Raw genomic sequence first — 22,619 nt, 5'->3', positions numbered from 1 at the left:
CGACTCGCGGAGTCTGTGCGAGTCGGGTTCAACTGGAGCCTGTTGGCAAGCCTGTGCATAGATCGCTAAGCCCCGACTCGCGCATGCACCACCACAACCACCATCTTCTTTTAAGACTCTTTGTAAGGATGTGGCCTTGAACGCCGAAAAACCGATCCTGTCCGTTCTCCGCGGCACCGTGACGAGCACGCCGCCCGTCTGGTTCATGCGCCAGGCCGGTCGGTATCTGCCGGAGTATCGCGCATTGCGTGCGGAGAAGGGCGGTTTTCTGGATCTCGTCTACGAGGAGGCCTCCGCGGCGGAGGTGACGTTGCAACCGCTACGCCGGTTCGGCTTCGATGCCGCGATCCTGTTCTCCGACATCCTGATCGTCCCGCATGCGATGGGGCAGACCCTGACCTTCACGGCCGGGGAAGGGCCGCGCCTTTCGCCCCGCATGGATGAGGAGCCGCTTTCCGGCCTGACGCCGGTTCCGGAACGGCTGCAGGCAATTTACCGCACCGTTGCCACGGTCAAGGCCGATCTGTCGCCAGCCGCGACGCTTATCGGATTTGCCGGCAGTCCTTGGACCGTCGCGACCTATATGGTGGCTGGCGAGGGATCGAAGGAACAGGCATCCGCCCGGCTGATGGCTTATGGAAACCGGCTTCGCTTCCAGGAACTGATCGACGAGATCGTCCGCGTTACGGCAGATTATCTGGCGGGCCAGGTCGCTGCGGGGGCAGAAGCCGTCCAGTTGTTCGATAGCTGGGCTGGCAGCCTGGCACCGGCAGAATTTGAACGCTGGGTGATCGAGCCGACACGAACGCTGGTCGAGGCGCTGCGGGAACGCTGCCCCGGCGTGCCGGTCATCGGCTTTCCGAAGGGGGCCGGCGCCAAGCTGCCGGACTATGCACGCCTGACGGGCGTCGATGCCGTCGGGCTGGACGAGACCGTCGATCCGGCCTGGGCGCATAGGGCGCTGCCAGAGGGGCTGCCTGTTCAGGGCAACCTCGACCCTATGGCTCTGTTAGCGGGCGGCGCGCCGCTGACGGACGCGATCCGGCGCATCAAATCGGAGCTTGCGGACCGGCCGCATATCTTCAATCTGGGGCACGGCATTTCAAAGGACACGCCGATCGCGCATGTTGAGGCGGCGCTGACCGAAATTCGCCGCTAGCGACGGCGGGCAGAAGCCGGAGGAGGGGGAACGGATGCAGGGCTGGCTGGGCGGCGCATATCTCTGGGTGCTTTCGGCGCACGTCATTTTCGTCATTTTCTGGATCGCGGGCCTGTTCGCGCTGGGCCGCTATCTGGTCTATCAGCGTGAGACCGCGCCGGGCAGCGAGGCGGAAGCCTTGTGGGGCAGGCGAACGGGCGTCTTGCGGCGCATGATCCTAAATCCCTCGATGTTTCTTGTCTGGGGTCTCGGTCTCGCGCTCGCGCTGAACCTCGGCCTGGCCGGGCAGGGCTGGCTGCACGCGAAGATCCTGATCGTCCTTCTGTTGTCGGGTTGGCATGGCTGGGCCGTGGCCACGTCGAAGACCCTTGGCCGGGGGGAACGGCCCTATTCGGACAAGCGCCTGCGTATCCTCAATGAAGCGCCCGCCTTTGCCGTCATCCTTGTCGTAATCCTCGTCATCGTACGGCCGTTCTGATGATGCTTCGGCGCAATTCCGGGGGCGAACTTGACATGCCCCCGCCGAATTGTGCGAAGGTGGAAACAAGTCGCGCGCCGGCCGCAATCTGGGCCAGCGCGCGTTTTGCATTTGCAATCGAACGCCGCCGATCATCTGGCGGCAGGGGGTAATCTATGGAAACAGGTACGATTGTCTCACTCGGCCTGTACTTTGCGCTGATGCTTGGCATCGGCCTTTATTCTTATCTGAAGACCGCCAACGATGTGTCGGGTTACATGCTGGGCGGGCGTCAGCTCGGACCGGCCGTGACCGCACTCTCCGCCGGCGCGTCCGACATGTCGGGTTGGATGCTGATGGGCCTGCCGGGCGCCATGTACGTGACCGGGCTCGCATCCGGCTGGATCGCCATCGGACTGACGCTCGGCGCGCTTCTCAACTATCTGCTCGTGGCGCCGCGCCTCAGGGTTTACACCGAGGTTGCGCGCGACGCGATCACCATCCCCGATTATTTCGAGAAGCGGTTCGAGGACGGTTCGCGGATTCTGCGGTTGGTCTCAGCCATCGTCATCATCGTCTTCTTCACCGTTTACACGGCCTCGGGCGTCACGGCGGGCGGAAAGCTGTTCGAAAGCGCCTTCAACTTTGATTACGGCGTCGGCCTTTGGGTGACTGCCGGCGTCGTTGTCGCCTATACGCTGTTCGGCGGTTTCATGGCGGTTTCCATCACCGATTTCGTGCAGGGCTGCATCATGTTCGTGGCGCTGATCATGGTGCCGCTGGTCGCCTTTACGCAGCTGGGCGGCACGGCCGGCCTGAATTCGGAACTGAACAGCATCGATCCGGCGCTTCTCGACTGGTTCGGCGGCGGCATCGGACTGGTGGCCATTTTTTCCGCCCTCAGTTGGGGTCTCGGCTATTTCGGCCAGCCGCATATCATCGTCCGCTTCATGGCCATCCGGTCACTGAAGGACGTGCCGATGGCCCGCAACATCGGCATGAGCTGGATGATCGTCACCATCATCGGCGCCTGCGCGACCGGTCTGATCGGCCTGGCCTATGCCAGCGAGAACGGCATGAACATCGAGGATCCGGAAACGATCTTCATCGTCCTGTCGCAGATTCTGTTCAGTCCGCTGATTGCCGGCTTCCTGCTCGCAGCGATCCTGGCGGCCATCATGTCAACTATCTCTTCGCAGCTGCTCGTCGCATCCAGCTCGCTGACCGAGGACATCTACGCGCTGCTGCTCCGACGGAACGCCTCGGACCTTGAGCTGGTGCTGGTGGGCCGCGCAGCGGTCCTTCTGGTGGCGCTGGTCGCCATCCTTCTTGCGTACGACCGATCGTCGAACGTCCTGACCCTGGTCTCCAATGCATGGGCCGGCTTCGGTGCGGCCTTCGGGCCTCTCGTCCTCATCAGTCTCTGGTGGAAGCGTATGACACGCCAGGGGGCGCTTGCCGGCATGATCGTCGGCGCCGTCACCGTCCTCATCTGGATCTATGGCGGACTGACCATCGGCGGGGAGCCGCTGAGCAACGTCATGTATGAGATCGTCCCCGGCTTTATCCTGTCCTCCATCGCGACAATCGTCGTCAGTCTGATGACGGGTGAGCCTCGGCCGGAGGTGAGGGAAACCTTTGCGGAGGTCGAACGCCGGCTGCAGGAGTAGATTGGCGGGCTCGACGGACAGAGCGGTCTTGACCTCGTCCCCGGCAGAGCGTAGCTAAGGCTGCGTCTCCGTCCGGGGACAACCATCCTTCAGGTCAGCCACAATTCCCGTGCAGGTGCGTATCCGCCCTCTCGCTGCCTGCCTCTCTCCAAAGCCGGAAGCCAGCCGTCCATGCATCTTCAGGACCTCAAAAAGAAGCCGCCCGCCGAACTCGTCGCCATGGCCGAGGAGATGGGTGTCGAGAACGCCTCGACGTTGCGCAAGCAGGATTTGCTCTTCGGCATCCTGAAGGCGGAGGCGGACGAGGGCGCCGAGATCATGGGTGCCGGCACCATAGAGGTGCTTCCCGATGGCTTCGGTTTCCTGCGATCGCCCGAAGCGAACTATCTGGCGGGCCCCGACGATATCTACGTCGCGCCGAACCAGGTACGGCGCTTCTCTCTGCGCACGGGCGATACGATCGAAGGTGAAATCCGGGCGCCCAAGGATGGGGAGCGCTATTTTGCGCTTACCAAGGTCGTGAAGATCAATTTCGACGATCCCGATGTCGTTCGCCAGCGTGTCAATTTCGACAATCTGACCCCGCTCTACCCGGACGAGAAGCTCAATCTCGACATCAACGATCCGACGGTGAAGGACAAGTCCAGCCGAGTGATCGACGTCATCGCGCCGCAGGGCAAGGGTCAGCGCTCGCTGATCGTGGCGCCGCCGCGGACCGGCAAGACGGTCCTCTTACAGAACATCGCGCGGGCGATTACGGAAAACCATCCGGAGGTCTTTCTTCTGGTTCTGCTGATCGACGAGCGGCCCGAGGAAGTGACCGACATGCAGCGCTCCGTGCGCGGCGAAGTCGTCTCCTCCACCTTCGACGAGCCGGCAACGCGTCACGTGCAGGTCGCCGACATGGTCATCGAGAAGGCGAAGCGTCTGGTCGAGCACAAGAAGGACGTCGTCATCCTGCTCGACTCGATCACCCGCCTTGGCCGCGCCTACAACACCGTGGTGCCCTCGTCAGGAAAGGTGCTGACGGGCGGTGTCGACGCGAATGCCCTGCAGCGTCCGAAGCGTTTCTTTGGTGCTGCGCGCAATATCGAGGAGGGGGGCTCCCTCTCCATCATCGCCACGGCGCTGATCGATACGGGCAGCCGCATGGACGAGGTGATCTTCGAGGAGTTCAAGGGCACCGGCAATTCCGAGATCGTTCTCGACCGAAAGGTCGCGGACAAGCGTATCTTCCCGGCCATGGACGTGGGCAAGTCCGGCACCCGCAAGGAGGAGCTGCTGGTCGACAAGGACACGCTGTCGAAAATGTACGTCCTTCGCCGTATCCTCATGCAGATGGGCACGGTGGACTCGATGGAGTTCCTGCTCGACAAGATGAAGGATTCGAAATCCAACCAGGATTTCTTCCAGTCCATGAACCAGTAGTTCGCGCAGGCGTTTCGAGACCATGATGGAAATTTGGAACCAGATCCTCGCGGATTTCTCGAACATCACCAGTCCGAGTGCGCTGTCTGCGTTCCTGCAGGTGCTGATGATCGATATCGTGCTGGCCGGCGACAATGCGATCGTGGTCGGTGCGCTTGCGGCCGGTTTGCCGGCTGCCGATCGGAAAAAGGTCATCGCCATCGGTGTGCTCGCGGCGCTGGTGCTGCGCATCGTCTTCGCGCTGATGGTGACGTGGCTGATGGGAATCGTCGGCCTGATCTTCGCGGGCGGGCTTCTCCTTCTTTGGGTCGCCTGGCGCATGTGGCGGGAAATTCGCCATGACAGCGGCAGCAGTGCCGGATCGCCGGAGATCGAGGGCGACGAGCATAGCGGTATGAACGCCGCGAAGAGCTTTGCGGGGGCGGCTTGGGCGGTGGCGCTCGCAGACGTCTCCATGAGCCTCGACAATGTTCTCGCCGTTGCCGGCGCGGCCCGCGATCATCCCGGAATCCTGATCGTCGGTCTTATTCTTTCGGTGGCGCTGATGGGCGTCGCGGCGAACATCATTGCCCGGTACATCGAACGCTATCGCTGGATTGCCTATGTCGGACTCGTGGTCATCCTCTATGTCGCGGTGAAGATGATTTACGAGGGGTATGTCGATCCGCAGGTCGGTCTTTCGACCCTGACGTTCCTGTCCTAGCGAAAGTCGCCCCTCAGCCTCGGCTATGAAGGTTCCGAGGGTTAAGGAAGATGCGGAGCCGCTTCGCCATTCGCGGGCGGAGACGAAGGCCCTGTTCGGAAAATGGCAGTGAAGGGGACGACGCCATGAACGTGAAGCTGGACATCGATTGCTCGCCGGAGGAGGCGCGCCGCTTCTTCGGGCTGCCCGACCTAGCGCCTGTCCATGCCGCCTATGTCGCACGGATGACACGCATGGTCGATGAGGGGCTGAGCGCGGCCGATCTGGAGCAGGCGATGAAAACGTGGATGGGCGGCTTTTCCGGTTTTGCCGACCTGCAAAAGGCCATGTTCGCCGCCATGGGCGGACAGCGGGGGGGCGAGCAGACGGATTGAGCGGGTCATGCCGGAATGCCGTACGATCTTTGCACTGTCGAGCGGCGCCCTGCCGGCGGCCGTCGCGATCCTGCGCATCTCGGGCCCGTCGGCAAAGGCTGCGGTCGAGGCGCTTTCCGGGCGCTGTCCGCCGCCCCGGCAGGCTGCACTCACGACCCTGCGCGATCCGGGCAGCGGAGATTTGCTGGAGGCGGGCCTTGTCCTTTTCTTTGCCGCACCCGCCAGCTTTACCGGAGAGGATGTCGCGGAGTTGCAGGTGACGGGCAGCCGCGCTCTTGTTGCGCGCCTGCAATCGCTCCTTGCTGACATGCCCGATCTTCGGGCTGCGGAGCCCGGCGAGTTCGCGCGGCGGGCGCTCAGCGCGGGAAAGCTGGACCTGACGCAGGCGGAGGGACTCGCCGCGCTTGTCGATGCGGAAACCGAGGCTGAACGAAGCCAGGCTATGATGGCTGCCGGAGGGACCATCCGCCAGTCCGCGGAAGGCTGGCGTGATCGCCTGAATCGCCTGCGCGCCGATCTTGAGGCCAGTCTCGACTTCGGCGATGCGGAGGAGGATGTGGCGCGCGAGTTGGAGCAAAGCGTGCAAACGCCGGTTTCGGATCTGCGGGATGACATCGATCTGGTGCTATCGGGCGCCGCGGCCGCCCAGCGCCTGTCGCGCGGCTTCACGGTCGCGATTGTCGGTCCGCCCAATGCCGGAAAGTCCACATTGTTGAACACGCTCTCACGAACTGACGCGGCAATTGTGTCCGATCGGGCCGGAACGACTCGCGATGTGATCGAGGTGCCGATGGATATCGGCGGATTGCCTGTGACCTTGATCGACACCGCTGGACTGCGCGCCACCGACGATCCTGTCGAGGCCGAAGGGGTTCGGCGGGCCGCCGCGCGCGCCGGTGGCGCCGATCTGGTCATCCGGCTGGGCGAGAGCGGCACGCGCTTCGCCAACGAACTGCCGGTCCATGCAAAGTGCGATGTGGACGAACCTCCGGATGACCGATTACAGGTTTCCGCACGTACCGGCGAAGGGCTGGACAAACTCTTAAGCGTGATTGGCGACCGGCTTGGCGCTCTCGCGCCGGGCCCCGAACCGACGGTCATCAACGAGCGCCAACACCGGCATCTGGCGATGTGCCGTGACGAGCTACACCTTGCGCACGGAGCCGGCGATCCGATATTGGCAGCGGAGCATCTTCGCCGTGCTGCCGATGCGCTTGGGCGGTTGACCGGACAGCTGGAGACCGATGCAATGCTGGATGCTGTTTTTTCCAGGTTCTGCATCGGCAAGTGACGCGGCAGTGTTCCACGTGAAACATTTGAGGATAGGAGTTGATGCGGCGCTTTGACGTCATTGTGGTCGGCGCGGGACATGCGGGCGTCGAGGCCGCCGATGCCGCGGCCCGTCTCGGCGCGACCGTGGCGTTGGTGACGTTTTCCGAGGCAGATCTGGGCACTCTCAGCTGCAACCCGGCCATCGGCGGCTTGGGGAAGGGACACATCGTTCGGGAAATCGATGCCCTTGGCGGCGTAATGGGGCGCTTCGCCGATGCGGCCTCCATCGGTTATCGATTGCTGAACCGGCGTAAGGGCCCGGCCGTGCGCGGGCCTCGCGCTCAGATTGATCGGAAGCTTTACGCCGCAGCCGCAAGACGGTGGGGTGCATCGTCAGGGGTATCGATCATCGAGGGAGAGGTTGCCCTGCTCCTTCTGCGCGGCACGCGGATCGAGGGCGTCCGATTGGTCGATGGCGACGAGCTGATGGCAACATGTGTCATTCTGGCCACCGGCACGTTTCTGGGCGGCCGGCTGTTTCGCGGCTCAGAGCGTCTGACGGGGGGCCGCATGGGCGGGCGGGCCGCGACAAGGCTGGGTGCGCAGATGCGTGAAGCGGGGCTCGCGGTTCACCGCCTGAAGACGGGAACCCCGCCGCGCCTGGACGGCCGAACGATCAACTGGTCCCGGCTGGCGTGGCAGGAACCTGACGCCGAGCCGTCCTTCTTTTCTGCCCGGACAAAGAGGGTGCAGGCGCCGCAGATTTCCTGCGCGATCACCCGCACCAACGCGCGGGCGCACGAGGTCGTTCGGGCCCATATTCACGAGAGTGCGACCTATGCAGGGGATATCGAGGGCTCCGGCCCCCGCTATTGCCCCTCGATCGAGGATAAGGTCGTGCGTTTTGGGGATCGGGACGGACATCAGATCTTCCTGGAACCGGAATCCCTCTCAAGCACGCTCATCTATCCGAACGGGATTTCGACCGCGCTGCCCACGGCTGCGCAAGAGCACATGGTTCGGGCCATTGCGGGTCTGGAGGACGCAAAGATCGTCGAGCCGGGTTATGCGGTCGAATATGACTATCTGGATCCAAGGGGTTTGAATCCGGACCTCTCCCACAAGGACATTGCGGGTCTTTATCTCGCGGGTCAGATCAATGGCACCACCGGTTATGAGGAAGCGGCCGGGCAGGGCCTCGTCGCCGGCGCGGCCGCTGCGCTGCATCTACGCGGAGAACGTGCGCTTCCGCTAGACCGCGCCAACTCCTACATTGGCGTCATGGTTGACGACCTCGTCACGCAGGGCGTCAGCGAACCCTATCGCATGTTTACGTCCCGCGCGGAGTTTCGGTTGCGATTGCGCACGGACAATGCGCACCGGAGATTGACGCCGTTGGCGGACGCGGTCGGTGCCATCGATCCGGAACTTTCCCGCTGGTTCGGGAGGTCCGAAGAGCGGTACTGGTCCGCGCGGCAGATGTTGGAGAGCGTGAAAATCAGCCCTGCCGCTCTAGCGCGCCGAGGCCTGGCCGTGCGCCAGGATGGCACGGTGCGATCTCTTTTCGAGTGGCTCCGTTTTCCCAACGTCGCCTACGAAGATTTGAAGATGTTGTGCGATCCTATCGATCCGGAACTCGCGGAAACGCTTGCTGTCGATAGCCAATATGAAACCTACCTTCAGCGTCAGGATCGCGACGCCGAGCGTCTGCGCAACGAGGATGCGGCGTTGATTCCCGCTGGTACGAATTATGCGGCCATTGGGGGCCTATCGAACGAAATGGTCGAACGGCTAAGTCGGGCACGGCCCGTTTCGCTCGGCGCGGCGTCCCGTGTTCCCGGCGTTACCCCCGCTGCATTGACCGTCCTTCTGGCGCACATCAAGCGCGCCGCGTGAGTGTTTCACGTGAAACAGCGGCGAGCTTCGAGACCTATCTCGCGATGCTCAAGGATTGGCAGGCGCGTTTTAATCTCGTCTCGCCGTCTACGCTGGACAACGCTTATGCCCGGCATATCGATGACAGCCTGCAGCTCGTAGAGACTCTGCCCGGCAGCCAGCCGCGCAAAATTTGGGTGGATATGGGGTCGGGCGCCGGATTTCCAGGACTTGTCGCTGCCGTCACCGTTCCCGAGAGCCGAGTTCACCTTATCGAATCGCGAGACAAAAAGTGCCGGTTCCTCGAGGCGGTGGCGGCAAAATTGGGCATTGCAGAACGTGTCACTATTCACTCCGTCCGGATTGAAAGCATGCAAGGGCCGAAGGCGGACATCATTTCGGCGCGGGCCTGTGCCGGCCTGCCGAAGCTGCTCGACTGGGGCCTTCGCTTTCAGGGACGGGATACGCTATGGGTGTTGCCGAAGGGCAGGCGCGCTTTGGACGAGATCGAGGATGCGGAGAAGGACTTCTCTTTTGAACTCGAGACCTTGCCGAGCCGCACCGATCCCGAGGCGCGTATCTTGCACATTCGTGATGTGAAGCGCGTCCGGCGACCTGGTTTCGAGGCGCGAAAGGGCGGGAGGAAAAGACCATGACGATTTTGGCAATTGCCAATCAGAAGGGTGGGGTCGGCAAGACGACGACCGCAATCAATCTGGCGACGGGTCTGGCCGCCGCGGGCCGCTCCGTGCTTCTGATCGACCTCGATCCACAGGGAAACACGTCCACCGGCCTTGGTATTTCACAGACTTCGCGGGCGATCTCGTCCTATCAATTGCTGCTCGATGGCGCGCCGCTAGGCGATGCGGCGTTGAAGACGCAGATCGACGGGCTTCAACTCGTCCCCGCGACGGTCGATCTGTCGGGCGCCGAGGTCGAACTTGTGGACCGGGAGCGAAGAATGAACAGGCTGAAGGACGCCCTGTCCTCCGCCTCCTATGACTATGTGATCATCGATTGCCCACCTTCGCTCGGCCTTCTCACGCTCAACGCTCTCGTTGCCGCCGACGCGCTTGTCGTTCCGCTACAATGCGAATTCTACGCGCTCGAGGGTCTTAGCCAGCTTCTGAAGACCGTCGAGCGGGTACGATCAGGATTCAATCCGCGCCTCTCGATCCTGGGCGTCGTTCTCACCATGTACGACAAGCGAAACCGCCTGTCCGAAATGGTGGCGGAGGATGCCCGCGCGTGTCTCGGACAGACGGTGTTTCAGACGAACATTCCTCGAAACGTGCGCCTGTCGGAGGCTCCCAGCCACGGCCTTCCCGCGCTGATCTACGATCATCGCTGCCCCGGGTCCGAAGCCTATATGGCGTTGACGCAGGAAATTCTGGCGCGAACCGCTCCCGTGAAGCACGCAGCATGAGCGAGCGTCGACGGCCGGGTTTGGGACGGGGGCTTTCCGCCCTTCTTGAGGACATCAACTCGCCGGTGCCGGATGCCGACACATCCGACACCCCGGCAAGTTTTCGCGGGCAGATGATGTCTCTCGCCCGGGTTCTGCCGAACCCGCAGCAACCGCGTCGTCGGTTCGATCCCGCGACGCAGGCGGAACTCGTCGATTCCGTTCGTCAGAAGGGTCTGTTGCAGCCCGTTCTCGTTCGTCCGCTTGATGGCGGCAAATTCGAGATCGTGGCCGGCGAGCGCCGTTGGCGTGCGGCGCAGGCCGCGCAGTTGCACGACATCCCCGTCGTCATCCGCGATCTTTCCGATAGTGAAGCCTATGAGCTGGCGATCATCGAAAACGTCCAGCGCCAGGACCTCTCACCGATCGAGGAAGCGCGCGGCTATCGCCATCTGACGGAGGCGTTTGATCATACTCAGGCGTCGATCGCGGAGATGGTCGGAAAGTCGCGCAGCCACGTTGCAAACCTGATGCGTCTTCTGGAACTGCCTGAGTCGGTCATGGACCTGGTCGATCAGGGACGCCTGGGCATGGGACATGCGCGCGCCCTCCTTGGTGCCAGCGACCCGGAGGGGCTGGCGCAGCGTATTGTCGAGGAGGGCCTCACCGCACGCGATGCCGAGCGGCTGGGCCAGGAGCAGGCAAACAAGCGGACAGCAAAGGTGGCCGCTGCGACTCCGCGGGAACGCGATCCCGACATTGCCGCGCTCGAACGGCGCATCGGCGATTCCACGGGTCTGAACACCAGCCTGAAACACAGCCAGGGGAAGGGCGGTCAGCTTGTGCTGCGCTACACCAGTCTGGCGCAACTCGACGACGTGATCGAGCGCCTCACAAAATAGGGGGCCGCTCGCACCGGTGAGCGACCCCTGAAGCAATTTCCGAAAGAAGAGTTTAGCTGACGGGCGGCGTTTCAGGGGCTGCCGTACCGCCATTGTTGCGGCGAAGCTCGTCACGAATCTGCTTCAGGATGATGATGTCCTCGGGCGGCGCTGCCGGCGTCTTCGCTTCCGTTTCCGGGTCCTTCATGTTGATGCGGTTCACCGTTCGTACGAGCAGGAAGATGATAAATGCCAGGATGAGGAAGTTGACCACGACGGTTACGAACTGGCCGTAACCGAACAAGGCCACCCCGGCCTCCTTCAGTTCGGCATAGTTTGTCGAGGAGCCCGCATAGCCTTTAGGAATCGGCCCCAATCGCACAAAATATCCGGAAAAATCGATCCCTCCGAAAATGTAACTGACGAGCGGCATGATGATGTCGTCGGTCAATGACTTCGTGATCAATGCGAAGGCGCCGCCGATGATGACGCCGACGGCGAGATCCATGACATTGCCGCGGGATATGAATTTCTTAAACTCGTTGAGCATGGCGCACCCCTTTGTCGTTAAAGCTCGATCAGCCGATCCGGCAATTCGTTGGGATTATGTTCGCCGGGCGGGAAATGTTCCGCAAGGACGTTGCCGCACGCGGCTATGGCATCGAGAAACGCCTCCGCGATCCGGCCTTCACGGGCGCGGGCCAGCATCTGCTCGATGATGTCCGCCCAGGCGTCCTCTCCGACAAGCCGGTGAATCCCCTCATCGGCGAGGATCTCCGCGATATGGTCGCAGCGGGACAGGAAGATGAGGATGCCGGTGCGGTCATCGGTCGTTTGGAGTCCTTGCGCCAGAAATGCCTCCGTCGCGGCGCGGTCGACATTCGCGGCGCGCAGCGAGCGTGGGGCGAGCCGGAAACGGAGCGGACGGGCGATCAGCCATGCGGCGAGGAAGATAAGAACCGACAGCCCCGCATGGACGCTCGTGACGACGCGTACGGGAATATCGGAGACCGCTCGCCAGCCGAGGAACCAGGATGGATCCACGAAACCGAAAAACAGAAGCAGGGGGGGAAGCACGAGCGCCGCCACGCCGGCATAGGCAAGCGGCACGATTCTCATATCATCCGCGGCTTCGGTGAAGACGCACAGGATTTCGCCGGATGTGCGGGTCTCCGTTTCGCGGATCGCGGCGCTGATCCGGCTATGTTCTTCCGACGTCAGTGCCATCACCAACCTCCGCTCGCACCGCCGCCGCCAAAGCCGCCGCCGCCGCCAGAAAAGCCGCCGAAGCCGCCCCCGAAACCGGAGCCGCCGGACGACCTGCCGCTGCCGCCGATCCCAGGGCCCCATATCATAACACCGCCGCGCCGCCGCCGCCCGCGACGCCCGCCGCCGCTCGTCATTGCCCAAAGGTTGAAGCCGACGATCATGGCAAGAAAGAGAAGGCTGACCCCAAAGGGAACACCGCTGTCGCCGCGTTCCGCCTGTTCGGCCTCTGCCGCCGCGAGATTGGCCGCGGCTTCCTCGGGGGGCAGAGCCAACTGCGTCATCACGGCCTCGGCGCCTGCCTGGATACCGGCGGCTAGATCGCCCGCCTTGAAGCGCGGCAGGATCGCGCGGTTGATGATCAGGAAGGAGTAGCCGTCCGTCAGATAGGGTTCCAGGCCATAGCCGACTTCGATCCGGACCTTCCGCTCGTTCGGCGCCACGAGAAGGAGAACGCCGTCATCCTCCTCCTCGCTGCCGATGCCCCACTCGCGGCCCAGCCGATAGCCGTAATCGGCGATGTCATAGCCTTGAAGGTCGGGAACGGTCGCGACCACGAACTGGTGCTTCGTCTCCGCCTCGAAACGGGCAAGAGCCTGCGACAGAGCCTGCTCCTCGGCGGCGGGAATGACGTTCGCCGCATCGGTGACGCGTCCGGCGAGCTTTGGAAAGTCCTGCGCGGCTGCGGGGGCGGCCACCAGCCAGGCAGCCGCTGCGAAGGCGATCAGACTCCTCAGAATTCCACTGTCGGCGCTTCTTCCGCGCCCTCCGTCGTCGCTTCATAGGGCTGCATCGGCTCGGCTCCGTAGATGAAGCGCGCGGCAATCAGGCTGGGGAAGGTCCGGATCTCCGTATTATACATGCGCACCGCATCATTATAGTCGCGGCGGGAGATGGCGATGCGATTCTCGAGGCCCTCCAGCTGCGACTGCAGCATCAGGAAATTTTCCTGGCTACGCAGGTCCGGGTAGCGTTCGACGGATACGAGAAGGCGCGACAGGGCGCCGGAAAGCTGATCCTGAGCCTCGCTATAGCGCTGCATCGCGGCGGGATCGTCCAAATCGTCCGCATCGATGCGCGTCTGCGTGGCCGAAGCCCGCGCCGCCGTCACCTCGGTCAGGACTTCCTGTTCCTGGGCGGCAAAGCCCTTTACCGTGTTCACCAGGTTCGGCACCAGATCGGCGCGCCGCTGATAGTCGTTCTCGACATTCGCCCAGGCGGCCTTCGCCTCCTCCTCGGCCGTCGGTACGCTGTTGACCCCGCAGGCGGAGAGGCTGAGCGCCGCCGCGGAGATCAGAATGATGTTCTTCATGTTGGGCTTCCCGTACCTTTCGAGTGTTACGCCGGTAATACAGGATCCTTTTGGATTACTCCGCGGCGTGCAGCAAGGGTCTTCCCGGCGCCTCGGTCGGGCGCTTCCCTTGCGGACCGCGCACGAGCTTGCCCGGATGCCTGCCTGTCGGCCGGCCGTCCTCGAAGGTGACGGTACCGCGCTTGATGGTCATGCGGTAGCCGCGGGCGCGTTGCAGCAGCCGCTTGCCGCCCGCCGGCAGGTCGAAGGCGAGCCATGGCCGTTCCAGCCCGACCTGCTCCAGATCGATGAGGTTGATGTCGGCGAGCATGCCGGGCTCCAGCGTCCCGCGGTCATTCAGCGCGTAGAGCTGCGCGGTGTCGCGGCACTGGCGCTGTATGGCAAGCTCCAGGGGGATGGTCCCGCGCGTGCGATCGCGGACCCAATGTTCGAGCAGGAAGGTCGGGGAGGCGGCATCGCATATGGTGCCGCAATGGGCGCCGCCGTCGGAGAGGGAGATGACACAGTCGTCCTCTTCCAGCATCGGCTTCACGAAATCGAGGTTGCCGTCCGCATAGTTCAGGATCGGGAAGTAGATGAAGCCCGCGCCCTCCTCCGCCATCAGCAGATCATAGGCATATTCCTCCGGGTGGAGCCCGGCGGCCCGCGCCCGCGCAGCGATGCTTTCGTCGGCGCCGGGCTCATAGTCGAAATCCGGTCCCATCTCGAACTGTTCGGTCCACCCGCCGGCGATCGTGTGGAGGAGGGGGAGAACGTCGCTATCGGGAAAGACCGGTGTTTCCGCAAGCATCCGCGTCCTGAAGGCGGGATCGTTGAGGCGGGCATATTGCTCTGCCCAAGGCAGGGCGGCGATCTCCGCCCAGGCCGGCTTGAACAGGAACGGATGGACCGTGCCGCGCCAGCACATGATGATCCCGTTTCCCCGCAGCGCGATCTGGGCCACGATCCTTGCGCCTCGGTCGTTCTCGCGCCGCATTTCGGAAAGCTGCTCTTCCAGCGGCAGTTCCTTGGCGATGGATTGAAGCGCGGCAAAGGTCACGGGCAGTCCGGTTTCCCGGCTCAGCTCTCCCATCCACGCGAATTCGTCCCAGTCGCGCTTGAGGTCGGATGCCATTTCGAAGACACCGTGGCCGACGCGGCCCATGGCGCGGCCGATGCCGATCAGTTCCTCCTTCGTTGCCGTCGTTCCGGGAACGAGAACGCCGTCCACCGATTTGTGCAGCACGGTGCGGGACGTCGAGAAACCCAGGGCCCCGGCGCGCAGCCCCTCCTCGACGATCCGCGACATCGCGGCGATCTCATCCTCCGTCGGGGCCGCATTGTTCGCGCCGCGCTCTCCCATCACATAGGCGCGCACCGCGCCGTGCGGCACGTGCGTCGCCACATCGACCGTGCGCGGCAGAGCCTCCAGCGCGTCCAGATATTGGGGAAAGGTTTCCCAGTTCCAGATCATACCCTCCGCAAGGGCTGTCCCGGGAATATCTTCGACGCCCTCCATCAGGCCGATCAGCCAGTCGTGCCGATCGGGTGTGGCCGGGGCAAAGCCGACCCCGCAATTGCCCATGACGACCGTCGTCACGCCATGCCATGAGGAGGGCGCCATCTCCGGGTCCCAAGTCGCCTGGCCGTCATAATGGGTATGGATGTCGACAAAGCCGGGCGTAACCACCAGACCGGCGGCGTCGATCTCGCGTCGTCCCTTGCCGCCGACCGCGCCCACGGCGGCGATGTGCTGTCCCTCAACGGCAATGTCGCCCAGGAATGGCGGCGCGCCTGTGCCGTCCACGATGGTGCCGCCGCGAATCACGAGATTGTACATGAGCGTCCTCCCTCAAAGACAGGATCGAAGGTCCGCCACTTGCCGTGCGCGATCAAGCTGGCGATAATGCAGAGGCCGATTTTCAGGAGGAATTGGCAGACGCAGCCTGCTTTCACCAGTGCTGCTCTGTGTGGTGTGAAATATAGGGAATAAGCCGAGAGCCACGAGAATATGAGGTCGAGTGAGAGTCTCTTGGGTGCTCGGCTTTTCTCCTCTTCATATCCTTCACATCAACTGATCCGGGAATCGCGATGATTGGGACCACCCTTTTCAAGATTCAGCTTGCTTGCTTTCTCGCGTTTGTGAGTGCACCGCTGCATGGCCAGGAAGAGCAGGGCGAGATCGTCATAAGGGCGGTGAAAGGCACGCCGACGGGCGCGATCGCGGCATTTACCGAAGAAATGATCCAACCCGGCGAAAACGGCCGTGTCTCTCGTTGGGCGTCCCATCTGTGTCTCGACATACGCGGCGTATCGCCAGAGCAGACTGCATTTTTCATGGCACGCTTTCGGCGTGTCGGCCACTCGCTTGGCCTGCAGGTTCTTCCTCGTGGCGACTGCGCTCCATCCGCGCTCGTCATCTTCGCCGCCGAGGGGGAAGCGATGGCGAGAGAACTTGCTACGCAGCGCGTCGACCTGCTCGCTATGGCCGGGAAGAAGGACAGGGATGCGTTTCTCGCCAGCACCGCCCCCGTCCGCCGGTTGGCGGAAGGCAATCTGCGTAGCGAAGATGGTCAGACACCCCAGGGCTTCTCGCTGGATGCCAAGAATCCGGCGGCAATTCCGGCTGCGGCGAACAAAGGCTTCATGGCCTCTCGCCTTACATCGGGCGCGCGCCTCGATCTTTCCCGCATGTTGGTGCTGGTGGATGCGGCCAAGCTGGATGGTGCGAGCAATCGGCAGATCGCCGACTATTTGGTAATGACGGTGATCGGCAATGTCGATCCCGCCCGAATAGAAGTCGGACGGAACAGCATCATGGGCCTATATGCGAGGAGGCATGGTTCCGGACATGCCGAAAGTCTGACGGCGTGGGATGAAAGCTTTCTCGCATCCCTTTACGATGGTGCATGGAATGGGGATGGCTCGCGCGTCACGCGCCGTATTCGATCCGATATGCTTCGGTCAGGATTCCTTAAAGACTAGCTGCCTTCGTTCGAAAATTGATCATTGGCGCCAGCAACCCGCCGTCCGCACGTTACCAACCGGGTGATCGTACAGGCGGACGCGCAGCGTGGGGCGTCCCGCGCCGGCCGCGCGGAATTGCGATGCGGGCCGGCTTGCCGGGGCGCTCCATAGGATCGCGCCTAACCCTTCCCCACGCCCATCAGGTTCAGGACTTCGTCGCGGCTGCGTTCGTCGTCTCGGAAGACGCCCATCATGCGGCTGGTGGTCATGGTGACGCCGGGGGTGCGGACGCCGCGGGCGGTCATGCAGGCGTGCGTCGCCTCGATCACGACGGCCACGCCCAGCGGCTGCAGCTTTTCCCAGATGCAGTCCGCGACTTCCGCCGTCAGACGCTCCTGCACCTGGAGTCGCCGCGCAAAGCCGTGCAGCACGCGCGCCAGCTTGGAAATGCCGACGACGTGGCTTTTCGGCAGATAGGCGATATGCGCCTTGCCAATGATCGGCGCCATGTGATGTTCGCAGTGCGACTGAAAGGGAATGTCGCGCAGCAGCACGATCTCGTCATAGCCGCCGACTTCCTCGAACACGCGGGAGAGGTGGCTGCCCGGATTCTCGTCATAGCCCTGGCAATATTCCTTCCAGGCCCTTGCAACGCGTCCGGGCGTATCGACCAGCCCTTCGCGCGCGGGATCGTCGCCCGTCCATTCGATGAGTGTGCGGATCGCCGCCAGCACCTCGCCCGGGATGTTCGCGTCGCGGTCCTCTCCGCGCACGAGATCGCCATCGTCGGGCGAGGCGCGCTGTTCGTCTTCGGTCATGGGCGCGGACCGTAGGCGAAAGCCGCGCGCCCGCAAAGACCGTCTTTACGGGATCAGCGCCAGCAGCTTGTCGACCGCACATCCGCGTGCCCGCGCGTTCGCCAGAAAGTCGCGCAAATCGCTGCGGGGGACGAGGTGGACGCGAATATCCTCGTCGGCAACGCCGCCGCCGCTGCCGGTGCGCTCCAGCCCGCTGGCGCGAAACAGCGTAAAGCTCTCCGCCGTCAGCCCCGGTGACGTCACGAAGTCGCCCAGCGACTCCATGTGCGCGGGGCGAAATCCCGTTTCCTCCTCCAGTTCGCGGCGGGCCGCAACTTCCGCGCCTTCGAGCGTGTCTTCGTCACCGACGATCCCGGCGGGCAGCTCAATGCAGGGACGGCCGAGCGGAACGCGGTATTGCTCGACGAGGACGATTTCGCCCGCGTCGGTTTCCGCCAGGATGACGGCGGCGCCGGCACCGCCGATGCGGCGAACATATTCCCAGCTTTCCTCGGTCACGGCCTCGATGAAGCGGCCGCGCCAGCGGGTCGTCTCTTTCACGGCTTCAGAACATCCAGCTATAGGGATTTGGCATCGCCTCGCCGTTCGCAGCGCGCAGTAGTGGCAGCAGGGCGCGAATGAAGACCCAGACCGGCAGCAGCATGAGAATGAAGATGCCGATGCCGGCGAAAACCAGTATTCCGCCGATGATGCCGATCAGAACCGACACCCAAAAGGTTCGGATATGATAGGAATAATGCGTCCGTTCCCAGCCGCCCTCCGGCGCTTCGCCCTTGAAAAGATAGGCCATGATCGCTGCGACGAAGATCGGCAGGCCTGTAACGGCGCCGATCAACATGACGATGGCGGTGACGAGCGGGCGGTTTGCCTGCGTTTGGGCGGGAGGGGCGGCCATGACATTCCTGCGGGCAGATGGATCTCGTTGCACTCAGGAGATGGCATGCGCTGCCGCGAACGACAAGACGCTGGCGCGGCGTGCCGCGCGCCGCTAGGCGCATCGCCATGTTTCCGCTCCTCGGCACGCGCCGTTTCGGCCCGCTGTTCGGCGTCCAGTTCCTGGGGGCGTTCAACGACAACCTGTTCCGGTTCGGCCTGCTGTTTCTGGTCACCTACCGCATGCTGGCGGACAGCCCGGAGCAGGCAGCCCAGCTCGTCTCCGTCGCCAGCGGGCTCTTCATTCTCCCCTTCGTGCTGTTTTCCGGCCTGGCGGGGCAGGTCGCCGATGCGGTGGACAAGGCACGGGCCATCCGCATCATCAAATTCGCGGAGATCCTGATCATGGCGGCGGGCGGGATCGCCATCTGGCTGGGCAGCATCCCGTTCATGCTTGCGGTGCTGTTCGCCATGGGGCTGCAATCGACCTTTTTCGGGCCGATCAAATACGCGATCGTGCCGCAGCATCTTGAGGGGCGGGAGATCACGGCCGGCACCGCGCTGATCGAGGCGGGGACCTATGTCGCCATCCTGTCCGGGCAGATGGCGGGCGGGCTGGTCACGCCCATGATGCTGATGATCGGCATCATGCTGGTGTCCTGCGCCGGCTATGTCGCCGCGCTGGCCGTGCCGTCCGCTCCGCCGGCGGAGGCGGGTGGCCGGGTGCAGGCGAACATCCTGGCCAGCAGCTGGTCGGTTCTTCAGCGCGTCGCGCAGTCGCGGCATCTGATGCTGGCGGCGCTGTGCGGATCGTGGTTCTGGATGATCGGCATCATCTTCACCAGCCTGTTCGTTCCGCTGGTGAAGAACACGCTGCACGCCAGCGAGGGCGTGGCGAACCTGTTCGTCGCCGCCTTTTCCATCGGCGTCGCGCTGGGCTCGCTTCTGGTGGGCAGGCTTCAGCGCGGCCGGGTCGGCGCGGGTCCGCTGGCGCCGGCCCTGATCGTCATGGCGGCGGCGTCTGTCGATCTGTACTTCGCCGTAAATGCGTTCGGCGGCGGCGACGCGGAGCTGCTGATGCGGCCCATGGATTTCCTGGCGCGTGGCGGTGGTGTCCGCATCCTGCTCGACCTCACGCTCTTCGCCATCGCCGGCGGCGCCTTCATCGTGCCGACCTATGCCATCCTGATGGCGTACAGCGAGCCGGCGGCGCGTGCGCAGACCATCGCCGGCTACAACATCATGAACTCCGCGGCGATGGTGGTGGGCGCGCTTGGCGCCGGCGCGCTCCTTTCCGCCGGCCTTGGCGTTTCGGCAGTCCTCCTCTGGACGGGCCTCGCCAATCTTCCCGTCATCGGCCTCGCCCTTTGGCTGCGCCGCGCGCTCCCACCGCGCGAAGTCGTCTAGGACGACTTTATCAGCGTGCCGGCACCCGTGCGGGTGAAGAATTCCAGCAGCAGGCCGTGCGGCACGCGGCCATCAAGGATGACGGCGGCGTCCAGCCCCTTGGCAATGGCGTCGACGCAGGTTTCCAGCTTCGGGATCATGCCGCCGGAAATAACGCCTTGCTCCCTCAGCCGCTTCACGTCGCCCGTGCCGAGCTCCGCCATCAGTTCTCCGTCTGCGCCGCGCACGCCGGCGACATCGGTCAGCAGCATCAGACGCGCGGCCGACAGGGCGCCGGCAATGGCGCCGGCCATGGAATCGGCGTTGATGTTATAGGTCTGTCCATCCGTCCCGGCGGCAATTGGCGCGATGACCGGAATGATGCCGTCGCGGATCATCACATCCAGCACGCGCGCGTCGACAGTCTCCGGCTCCCCGACGAAGCCCAGGTCGATGGTTCGTTCGATGGCGCTGTCGGGATCGCGGCGCGTCCGCGTCAGCTTGCGCGCCGTGACGAGGCCGGCATCCTTGCCGCTCAGGCCCACCGCGCGCCCGCCCGCCGCACCGATCCAGCGAACGATTTCCTTGTTGATCGCCCCGCCAAGGACCATTTCGGCGATCCGCGCCGTTTCGGCATCGGTCACGCGCAGCCCGTCGACGAACTCGCTCTCGACGCCCAGCCGCGCCAGCATCTCGCCGATCTGCGGCCCGCCGCCATGTACGACGACCGGATGGATGCCGACGGTTTTCAACAGCACCACGTCCTGCGCGAACTCGCGGCTGCGGGCGGCATCCACCATGGCGTGGCCGCCGAACTTCACGACGAAGACGCGCCCGGCATATTTCTGGATGTAGGGCAGCGCCTCGGTCAGCGTTTCGGCCTTGGCGAGCATGGCGGGGTGAGGCGCGCCGGCGGCGGCCGGCGGGGTGGCGGGGTCGGTCTGGCTCATGCGGCTTTCCATATGCGCCGTCGCAGCCAATGAAAAGGACGGGCGGTGCCAGCCCGATCCGTGCGGGCTCGAGCATTGCAGGGGGCAGGGATCGCCTTGAACGCAAAGGAGAAATGATCCTGGGCGCTCTCGCTGTTATCTCGTAACATACGGATATCCCTTGCAAAAGCCTCAGTCGGGAGGCATCGCCGAGGCATGGCACAGCGCGATCATAAAGACGGGCAGCAGCACGGGCACGCGCATACGCACGAGCACGGGAGCGCGCACCACCATCATCACGCACCTGAGGTGACGGAAGGCAATGCCCGTGCCGTTGGCTTCGCGGCCATATTGACGGGCCTTTTCATGCTGGCGGAGGTTGCCGGCGGTCTTGTGTCCGGATCGCTTGCCCTGCTTGCCGACGCCGGGCACATGCTGACGGATTTCGGTGCTCTCGCCATGTCGTGGTTGGGATTTCGGTTGGCCCGGCGTCCGGCCGACTGGCGGCGTACCTATGGTTTCGACCGGTTTTCCGTTCTCGTGGCCTTCGTGAATGGGCTCGCCCTGTTCGTGATCGCCGCGATCATCTGCTGGGAAGCGTTCGAGCGGCTTGCCGCGCCCGCGCCCGTCACGGGCAGTGTGATGCTGATGGTCGCTGCCGGCGGCCTGTTGGTCAATCTGATCGCGCTGAAGCTGCTGGCGGGCGGCGACCGTCACAATCTGAACATTCGCGCGGCGTCGCTCCACGTCATGGGCGATCTTCTCGGCTCCGTGGCCGCCATCGGCGCGGCCCTCATCATCATGGCGACGGGCTGGACGCCCATTGATCCCATCCTGTCGATTCTCGTCGCGCTCATCATTCTGCGCGGCGCCCTGCAGGTCGCGCGCGAGAGCGCCCACATCCTGCTGGAGGGTGCGCCGGAAGGGCTGGAGGCGAACCGCGTGGCAAGCGACCTGACGGGCCATGTGGCCGACGTCATGGAGGTTCATCACGTCCATGCCTGGTCGATTTCCCAGCGGCGCCCGATGCTGACGCTGCATGCACGCGTCACCCCCGGCGCGGATCACGCGGCCGTGCGCGCGGGCATACGCCGCCGCTTCGAACAGGAGTTCGAGGCGGAGCACGTCACGATCGAGGTGGAGGAGGGGGTGGCCCCCTCAGGCGAATGCGATTCCGGCACCGAGCAGTGCTGCTGACTGCTCGCCCTGCTCCTTGCCGCCGAAGATCCACATATAACCCGCCACCGTTGCCCCGGCGGTGATCAGATAGCCCAGGATCATCAGCAGGCCGTCGCGCGCGGTAAGGCCGAGGCCGAACATCAGGATCGCGCTCGCCGGCAGGGCGGCGGCATAGGGAATGAGTTCGATCGGCGGTGCGCCGAGGATAAGGCAGAGGAAGCAGACCGCCAGCGCGGCGGCATAGTCGGCAGGCCCCGTTGCCGCCCATTCCAGGCGCGGCCCGATCAGCTTGTCGATGCGCTTCAGCCAGTCGCCCGACTTTTCGCGAAACGCCTCCGCCTTCTTCCTGTCGAAGGCGATCTTGCGGATACGGTCCGGCACCCAGGGATGCTTGCGTCCGAACAGAATCTGCACGGCGATCAGCAGAATGAGCGCGGCAAACAGCATCGGCAGGAACGGCACCGCGCCGAGCGGTGAAATGACGATAAGCGCCAGCAGCGCGATAACGGGTCCGAAGCTGCGCGTTCCATAGGCGTCCAGCAGATCGCCGACCTTCAGCCGGTCGCCGTCCGCCTGTTCCAGCGCCTTGTCGAGCAACGTCTGCAGCGGACGCTCGTCTTTATCCGTGCTCCCCGCGGTGCTGGTCATGGCGCGCATTCCCCTTGTCCGTCCGTTCTCCACTGGAA

General features: G+C 63.9%; 24 protein-coding genes. 14 read left to right on the top strand and 10 right to left on the bottom strand.

The window, feature by feature from the left end; genetic code table 11:
- Nucleotides 1-136: 136 nt before the first annotated feature.
- From hemE to C725_RS04955, 11 genes are all read left to right on the top strand, one after another.
- Nucleotides 137-1,159: a uroporphyrinogen decarboxylase gene (gene hemE / locus C725_RS05005; RefSeq protein WP_008600566.1), complete on the top strand. Its 1,023-nt coding sequence runs from the start codon at nucleotides 137-139 to the stop codon at nucleotides 1,157-1,159.
- A 34-nt stretch (nucleotides 1,160-1,193) separates the two neighbouring features.
- Nucleotides 1,194-1,637, top strand: coding sequence for a CopD family protein (locus tag C725_RS05000; protein ID WP_008600565.1), 444 nt, complete (start codon nucleotides 1,194-1,196; stop codon nucleotides 1,635-1,637).
- Nucleotides 1,638-1,792: 155 nt separating this feature from the next.
- Nucleotides 1,793-3,286: a sodium/proline symporter PutP gene (gene putP, locus C725_RS04995; RefSeq protein WP_008600564.1), complete on the top strand. Its 1,494-nt coding sequence runs from the start codon at nucleotides 1,793-1,795 to the stop codon at nucleotides 3,284-3,286.
- 171 nt (nucleotides 3,287-3,457) lie between these two features.
- Entirely contained in the window at nucleotides 3,458-4,714 is a 1,257-nt protein-coding gene (rho, locus tag C725_RS04990) for a transcription termination factor Rho (RefSeq protein WP_008600562.1), read from the top strand.
- Nucleotides 4,715-4,736: 22 nt separating this feature from the next.
- A complete protein-coding gene (locus C725_RS04985) occupies nucleotides 4,737-5,417 on the top strand; it encodes a YjbE family putative metal transport protein (protein ID WP_008600560.1) in 681 nt (226 codons plus the stop codon).
- A 125-nt stretch (nucleotides 5,418-5,542) separates the two neighbouring features.
- Nucleotides 5,543-5,791, top strand: coding sequence for a DUF6489 family protein (locus tag C725_RS04980; protein ID WP_008600557.1), 249 nt, complete (start codon nucleotides 5,543-5,545; stop codon nucleotides 5,789-5,791).
- A gap of 7 nt (nucleotides 5,792-5,798) precedes the next feature.
- A complete protein-coding gene (mnmE, locus tag C725_RS04975) occupies nucleotides 5,799-7,082 on the top strand; it encodes a tRNA uridine-5-carboxymethylaminomethyl(34) synthesis GTPase MnmE (protein ID WP_008600555.1) in 1,284 nt (427 codons plus the stop codon).
- A gap of 41 nt (nucleotides 7,083-7,123) precedes the next feature.
- Nucleotides 7,124-8,959, top strand: coding sequence for a tRNA uridine-5-carboxymethylaminomethyl(34) synthesis enzyme MnmG (gene mnmG, locus C725_RS04970; protein ID WP_008600553.1), 1,836 nt, complete (start codon nucleotides 7,124-7,126; stop codon nucleotides 8,957-8,959).
- Entirely contained in the window at nucleotides 8,956-9,594 is a 639-nt protein-coding gene (rsmG, locus tag C725_RS04965) for a 16S rRNA (guanine(527)-N(7))-methyltransferase RsmG (RefSeq protein WP_149864533.1), read from the top strand. The genes mnmG and rsmG overlap by 4 nt, the downstream gene beginning before the upstream one ends.
- Complete coding sequence (locus C725_RS04960; RefSeq protein WP_008600551.1) at nucleotides 9,591-10,364, top strand: ParA family protein; 774 nt, start codon at nucleotides 9,591-9,593, stop codon at nucleotides 10,362-10,364. Before rsmG ends, C725_RS04960 begins: the two co-directional genes overlap by 4 nt.
- Nucleotides 10,361-11,245: a ParB/RepB/Spo0J family partition protein gene (locus tag C725_RS04955; protein WP_008600550.1), complete on the top strand. Its 885-nt coding sequence runs from the start codon at nucleotides 10,361-10,363 to the stop codon at nucleotides 11,243-11,245. Before C725_RS04960 ends, C725_RS04955 begins: the two co-directional genes overlap by 4 nt.
- Before the next feature lie 52 nt (nucleotides 11,246-11,297).
- Here the strand turns inward: C725_RS04955 and mscL are convergent, their stop codons facing one another.
- From mscL to C725_RS04930, 5 genes are read right to left on the bottom strand one after another with little or no spacing between them, the layout of a single operon-like run.
- Entirely contained in the window at nucleotides 11,298-11,774 is a 477-nt protein-coding gene (gene mscL, locus C725_RS04950) for a large conductance mechanosensitive channel protein MscL (protein WP_008600548.1), read from the bottom strand.
- A gap of 17 nt (nucleotides 11,775-11,791) precedes the next feature.
- On the bottom strand, nucleotides 11,792-12,451 hold the full coding sequence (locus C725_RS04945; protein WP_008600547.1) for a TPM domain-containing protein: 660 nt from the start codon (nucleotides 12,449-12,451) through the stop codon (nucleotides 11,792-11,794).
- Nucleotides 12,451-13,188 (bottom strand): TPM domain-containing protein, encoded by a 738-nt coding sequence (locus C725_RS04940; protein WP_008600546.1) that lies wholly within the window; start codon nucleotides 13,186-13,188, stop codon nucleotides 12,451-12,453. The genes C725_RS04945 and C725_RS04940 overlap by 1 nt, the downstream gene beginning before the upstream one ends.
- Nucleotides 13,189-13,223: 35 nt before the next feature.
- Nucleotides 13,224-13,802 (bottom strand): LemA family protein, encoded by a 579-nt coding sequence (locus C725_RS04935; protein WP_008600544.1) that lies wholly within the window; start codon nucleotides 13,800-13,802, stop codon nucleotides 13,224-13,226.
- A 55-nt stretch (nucleotides 13,803-13,857) separates the two neighbouring features.
- On the bottom strand, nucleotides 13,858-15,621 hold the full coding sequence (locus C725_RS04930; protein ID WP_008600543.1) for an N-acyl-D-amino-acid deacylase family protein: 1,764 nt from the start codon (nucleotides 15,619-15,621) through the stop codon (nucleotides 13,858-13,860).
- A 251-nt stretch (nucleotides 15,622-15,872) separates the two neighbouring features.
- Between C725_RS04930 and C725_RS04925 the strand changes: the two genes are divergently transcribed.
- Nucleotides 15,873-16,766, top strand: coding sequence for a hypothetical protein (locus tag C725_RS04925; RefSeq protein ID WP_038281482.1), 894 nt, complete (start codon nucleotides 15,873-15,875; stop codon nucleotides 16,764-16,766).
- A 161-nt stretch (nucleotides 16,767-16,927) separates the two neighbouring features.
- Here the strand turns inward: C725_RS04925 and folE are convergent, their stop codons facing one another.
- From folE to C725_RS04910, 3 genes are read right to left on the bottom strand one after another with little or no spacing between them, the layout of a single operon-like run.
- Nucleotides 16,928-17,566 carry a GTP cyclohydrolase I FolE gene (gene folE / locus C725_RS04920; protein WP_008600538.1) on the bottom strand — a complete coding sequence of 213 codons (639 nt, stop codon included), beginning with the start codon at nucleotides 17,564-17,566 and terminating at the stop codon, nucleotides 16,928-16,930.
- 45 nt (nucleotides 17,567-17,611) lie between these two features.
- On the bottom strand, nucleotides 17,612-18,106 hold the full coding sequence (locus C725_RS04915) for an NUDIX hydrolase (RefSeq protein ID WP_008600536.1): 495 nt from the start codon (nucleotides 18,104-18,106) through the stop codon (nucleotides 17,612-17,614).
- Between the two features lie 4 nt (nucleotides 18,107-18,110).
- A complete protein-coding gene (locus C725_RS04910) occupies nucleotides 18,111-18,461 on the bottom strand; it encodes a DUF4870 family protein (RefSeq protein ID WP_008600535.1) in 351 nt (116 codons plus the stop codon).
- 107 nt (nucleotides 18,462-18,568) lie between these two features.
- Here C725_RS04910 and C725_RS04905 point away from each other — a divergent pair, with 107 nt between their 5' ends.
- Nucleotides 18,569-19,846 (top strand): MFS transporter, encoded by a 1,278-nt coding sequence (locus tag C725_RS04905; RefSeq protein WP_038281780.1) that lies wholly within the window; start codon nucleotides 18,569-18,571, stop codon nucleotides 19,844-19,846.
- Here C725_RS04905 and argB read toward each other — a convergent pair.
- On the bottom strand, nucleotides 19,843-20,775 hold the full coding sequence (argB, locus tag C725_RS04900) for an acetylglutamate kinase (protein WP_051051230.1): 933 nt from the start codon (nucleotides 20,773-20,775) through the stop codon (nucleotides 19,843-19,845). The two genes, C725_RS04905 and argB, sit on opposite strands and share 4 nt — an antisense overlap.
- Nucleotides 20,776-20,970: 195 nt before the next feature.
- Between argB and C725_RS04895 the strand changes: the two genes are divergently transcribed.
- On the top strand, nucleotides 20,971-21,951 hold the full coding sequence (locus C725_RS04895) for a cation diffusion facilitator family transporter (protein WP_008600528.1): 981 nt from the start codon (nucleotides 20,971-20,973) through the stop codon (nucleotides 21,949-21,951).
- Here C725_RS04895 and C725_RS04890 read toward each other — a convergent pair.
- Complete coding sequence (locus tag C725_RS04890; protein WP_160165710.1) at nucleotides 21,913-22,581, bottom strand: exopolysaccharide biosynthesis protein; 669 nt, start codon at nucleotides 22,579-22,581, stop codon at nucleotides 21,913-21,915. The genes C725_RS04895 and C725_RS04890 overlap by 39 nt on opposite strands.
- Nucleotides 22,582-22,619: the final 38 nt, after the last annotated feature.

The sequence above is a fragment of the Pacificimonas flava genome (assembly GCF_000342165.1).
GTDB classification, from domain to species: domain Bacteria; phylum Pseudomonadota; class Alphaproteobacteria; order Sphingomonadales; family Sphingomonadaceae; genus Pacificimonas; species Pacificimonas flava.
The sequence above is the reverse complement of the archived record's forward strand: the minus strand, read 5'-3'. Positions and strand labels throughout refer to the sequence as shown.

What these genes read in the sequence shown, in the direction of transcription:
- C725_RS05000 (WP_008600565.1), top strand. Translation starts at nt 1,194, where the DNA reads ATGCAGGGCTGGCTGGGCGGCGCATATCTCTGGGTGCTTTCGGCGCAC.
- putP (WP_008600564.1), top strand. Translation starts at nt 1,793, where the DNA reads ATGGAAACAGGTACGATTGTCTCACTCGGCCTGTACTTTGCGCTGATG.
- rho (WP_008600562.1), top strand. Translation starts at nt 3,458, where the DNA reads ATGCATCTTCAGGACCTCAAAAAGAAGCCGCCCGCCGAACTCGTCGCC.
- C725_RS04985 (WP_008600560.1), top strand. Translation starts at nt 4,737, where the DNA reads ATGATGGAAATTTGGAACCAGATCCTCGCGGATTTCTCGAACATCACC.
- C725_RS04980 (WP_008600557.1), top strand. Translation starts at nt 5,543, where the DNA reads ATGAACGTGAAGCTGGACATCGATTGCTCGCCGGAGGAGGCGCGCCGC.
- mnmE (WP_008600555.1), top strand. Translation starts at nt 5,799, where the DNA reads ATGCCGGAATGCCGTACGATCTTTGCACTGTCGAGCGGCGCCCTGCCG.
- mnmG (WP_008600553.1), top strand. Translation starts at nt 7,124, where the DNA reads ATGCGGCGCTTTGACGTCATTGTGGTCGGCGCGGGACATGCGGGCGTC.
- C725_RS04960 (WP_008600551.1), top strand. Translation starts at nt 9,591, where the DNA reads ATGACGATTTTGGCAATTGCCAATCAGAAGGGTGGGGTCGGCAAGACG.
- C725_RS04955 (WP_008600550.1), top strand. Translation starts at nt 10,361, where the DNA reads ATGAGCGAGCGTCGACGGCCGGGTTTGGGACGGGGGCTTTCCGCCCTT.
- mscL (WP_008600548.1), bottom strand. Translation starts at nt 11,774, where the DNA reads ATGCTCAACGAGTTTAAGAAATTCATATCCCGCGGCAATGTCATGGAT.
- C725_RS04945 (WP_008600547.1), bottom strand. Translation starts at nt 12,451, where the DNA reads ATGGCACTGACGTCGGAAGAACATAGCCGGATCAGCGCCGCGATCCGC.
- C725_RS04935 (WP_008600544.1), bottom strand. Translation starts at nt 13,802, where the DNA reads ATGAAGAACATCATTCTGATCTCCGCGGCGGCGCTCAGCCTCTCCGCC.
- C725_RS04930 (WP_008600543.1), bottom strand. Translation starts at nt 15,621, where the DNA reads ATGTACAATCTCGTGATTCGCGGCGGCACCATCGTGGACGGCACAGGC.
- C725_RS04925 (WP_038281482.1), top strand. Translation starts at nt 15,873, where the DNA reads ATGATTGGGACCACCCTTTTCAAGATTCAGCTTGCTTGCTTTCTCGCG.
- folE (WP_008600538.1), bottom strand. Translation starts at nt 17,566, where the DNA reads ATGACCGAAGACGAACAGCGCGCCTCGCCCGACGATGGCGATCTCGTG.
- C725_RS04910 (WP_008600535.1), bottom strand. Translation starts at nt 18,461, where the DNA reads ATGGCCGCCCCTCCCGCCCAAACGCAGGCAAACCGCCCGCTCGTCACC.
- C725_RS04905 (WP_038281780.1), top strand. Translation starts at nt 18,569, where the DNA reads ATGTTTCCGCTCCTCGGCACGCGCCGTTTCGGCCCGCTGTTCGGCGTC.
- argB (WP_051051230.1), bottom strand. Translation starts at nt 20,775, where the DNA reads ATGAGCCAGACCGACCCCGCCACCCCGCCGGCCGCCGCCGGCGCGCCT.
- C725_RS04895 (WP_008600528.1), top strand. Translation starts at nt 20,971, where the DNA reads ATGGCACAGCGCGATCATAAAGACGGGCAGCAGCACGGGCACGCGCAT.
- C725_RS04890 (WP_160165710.1), bottom strand. Translation starts at nt 22,581, where the DNA reads ATGACCAGCACCGCGGGGAGCACGGATAAAGACGAGCGTCCGCTGCAG.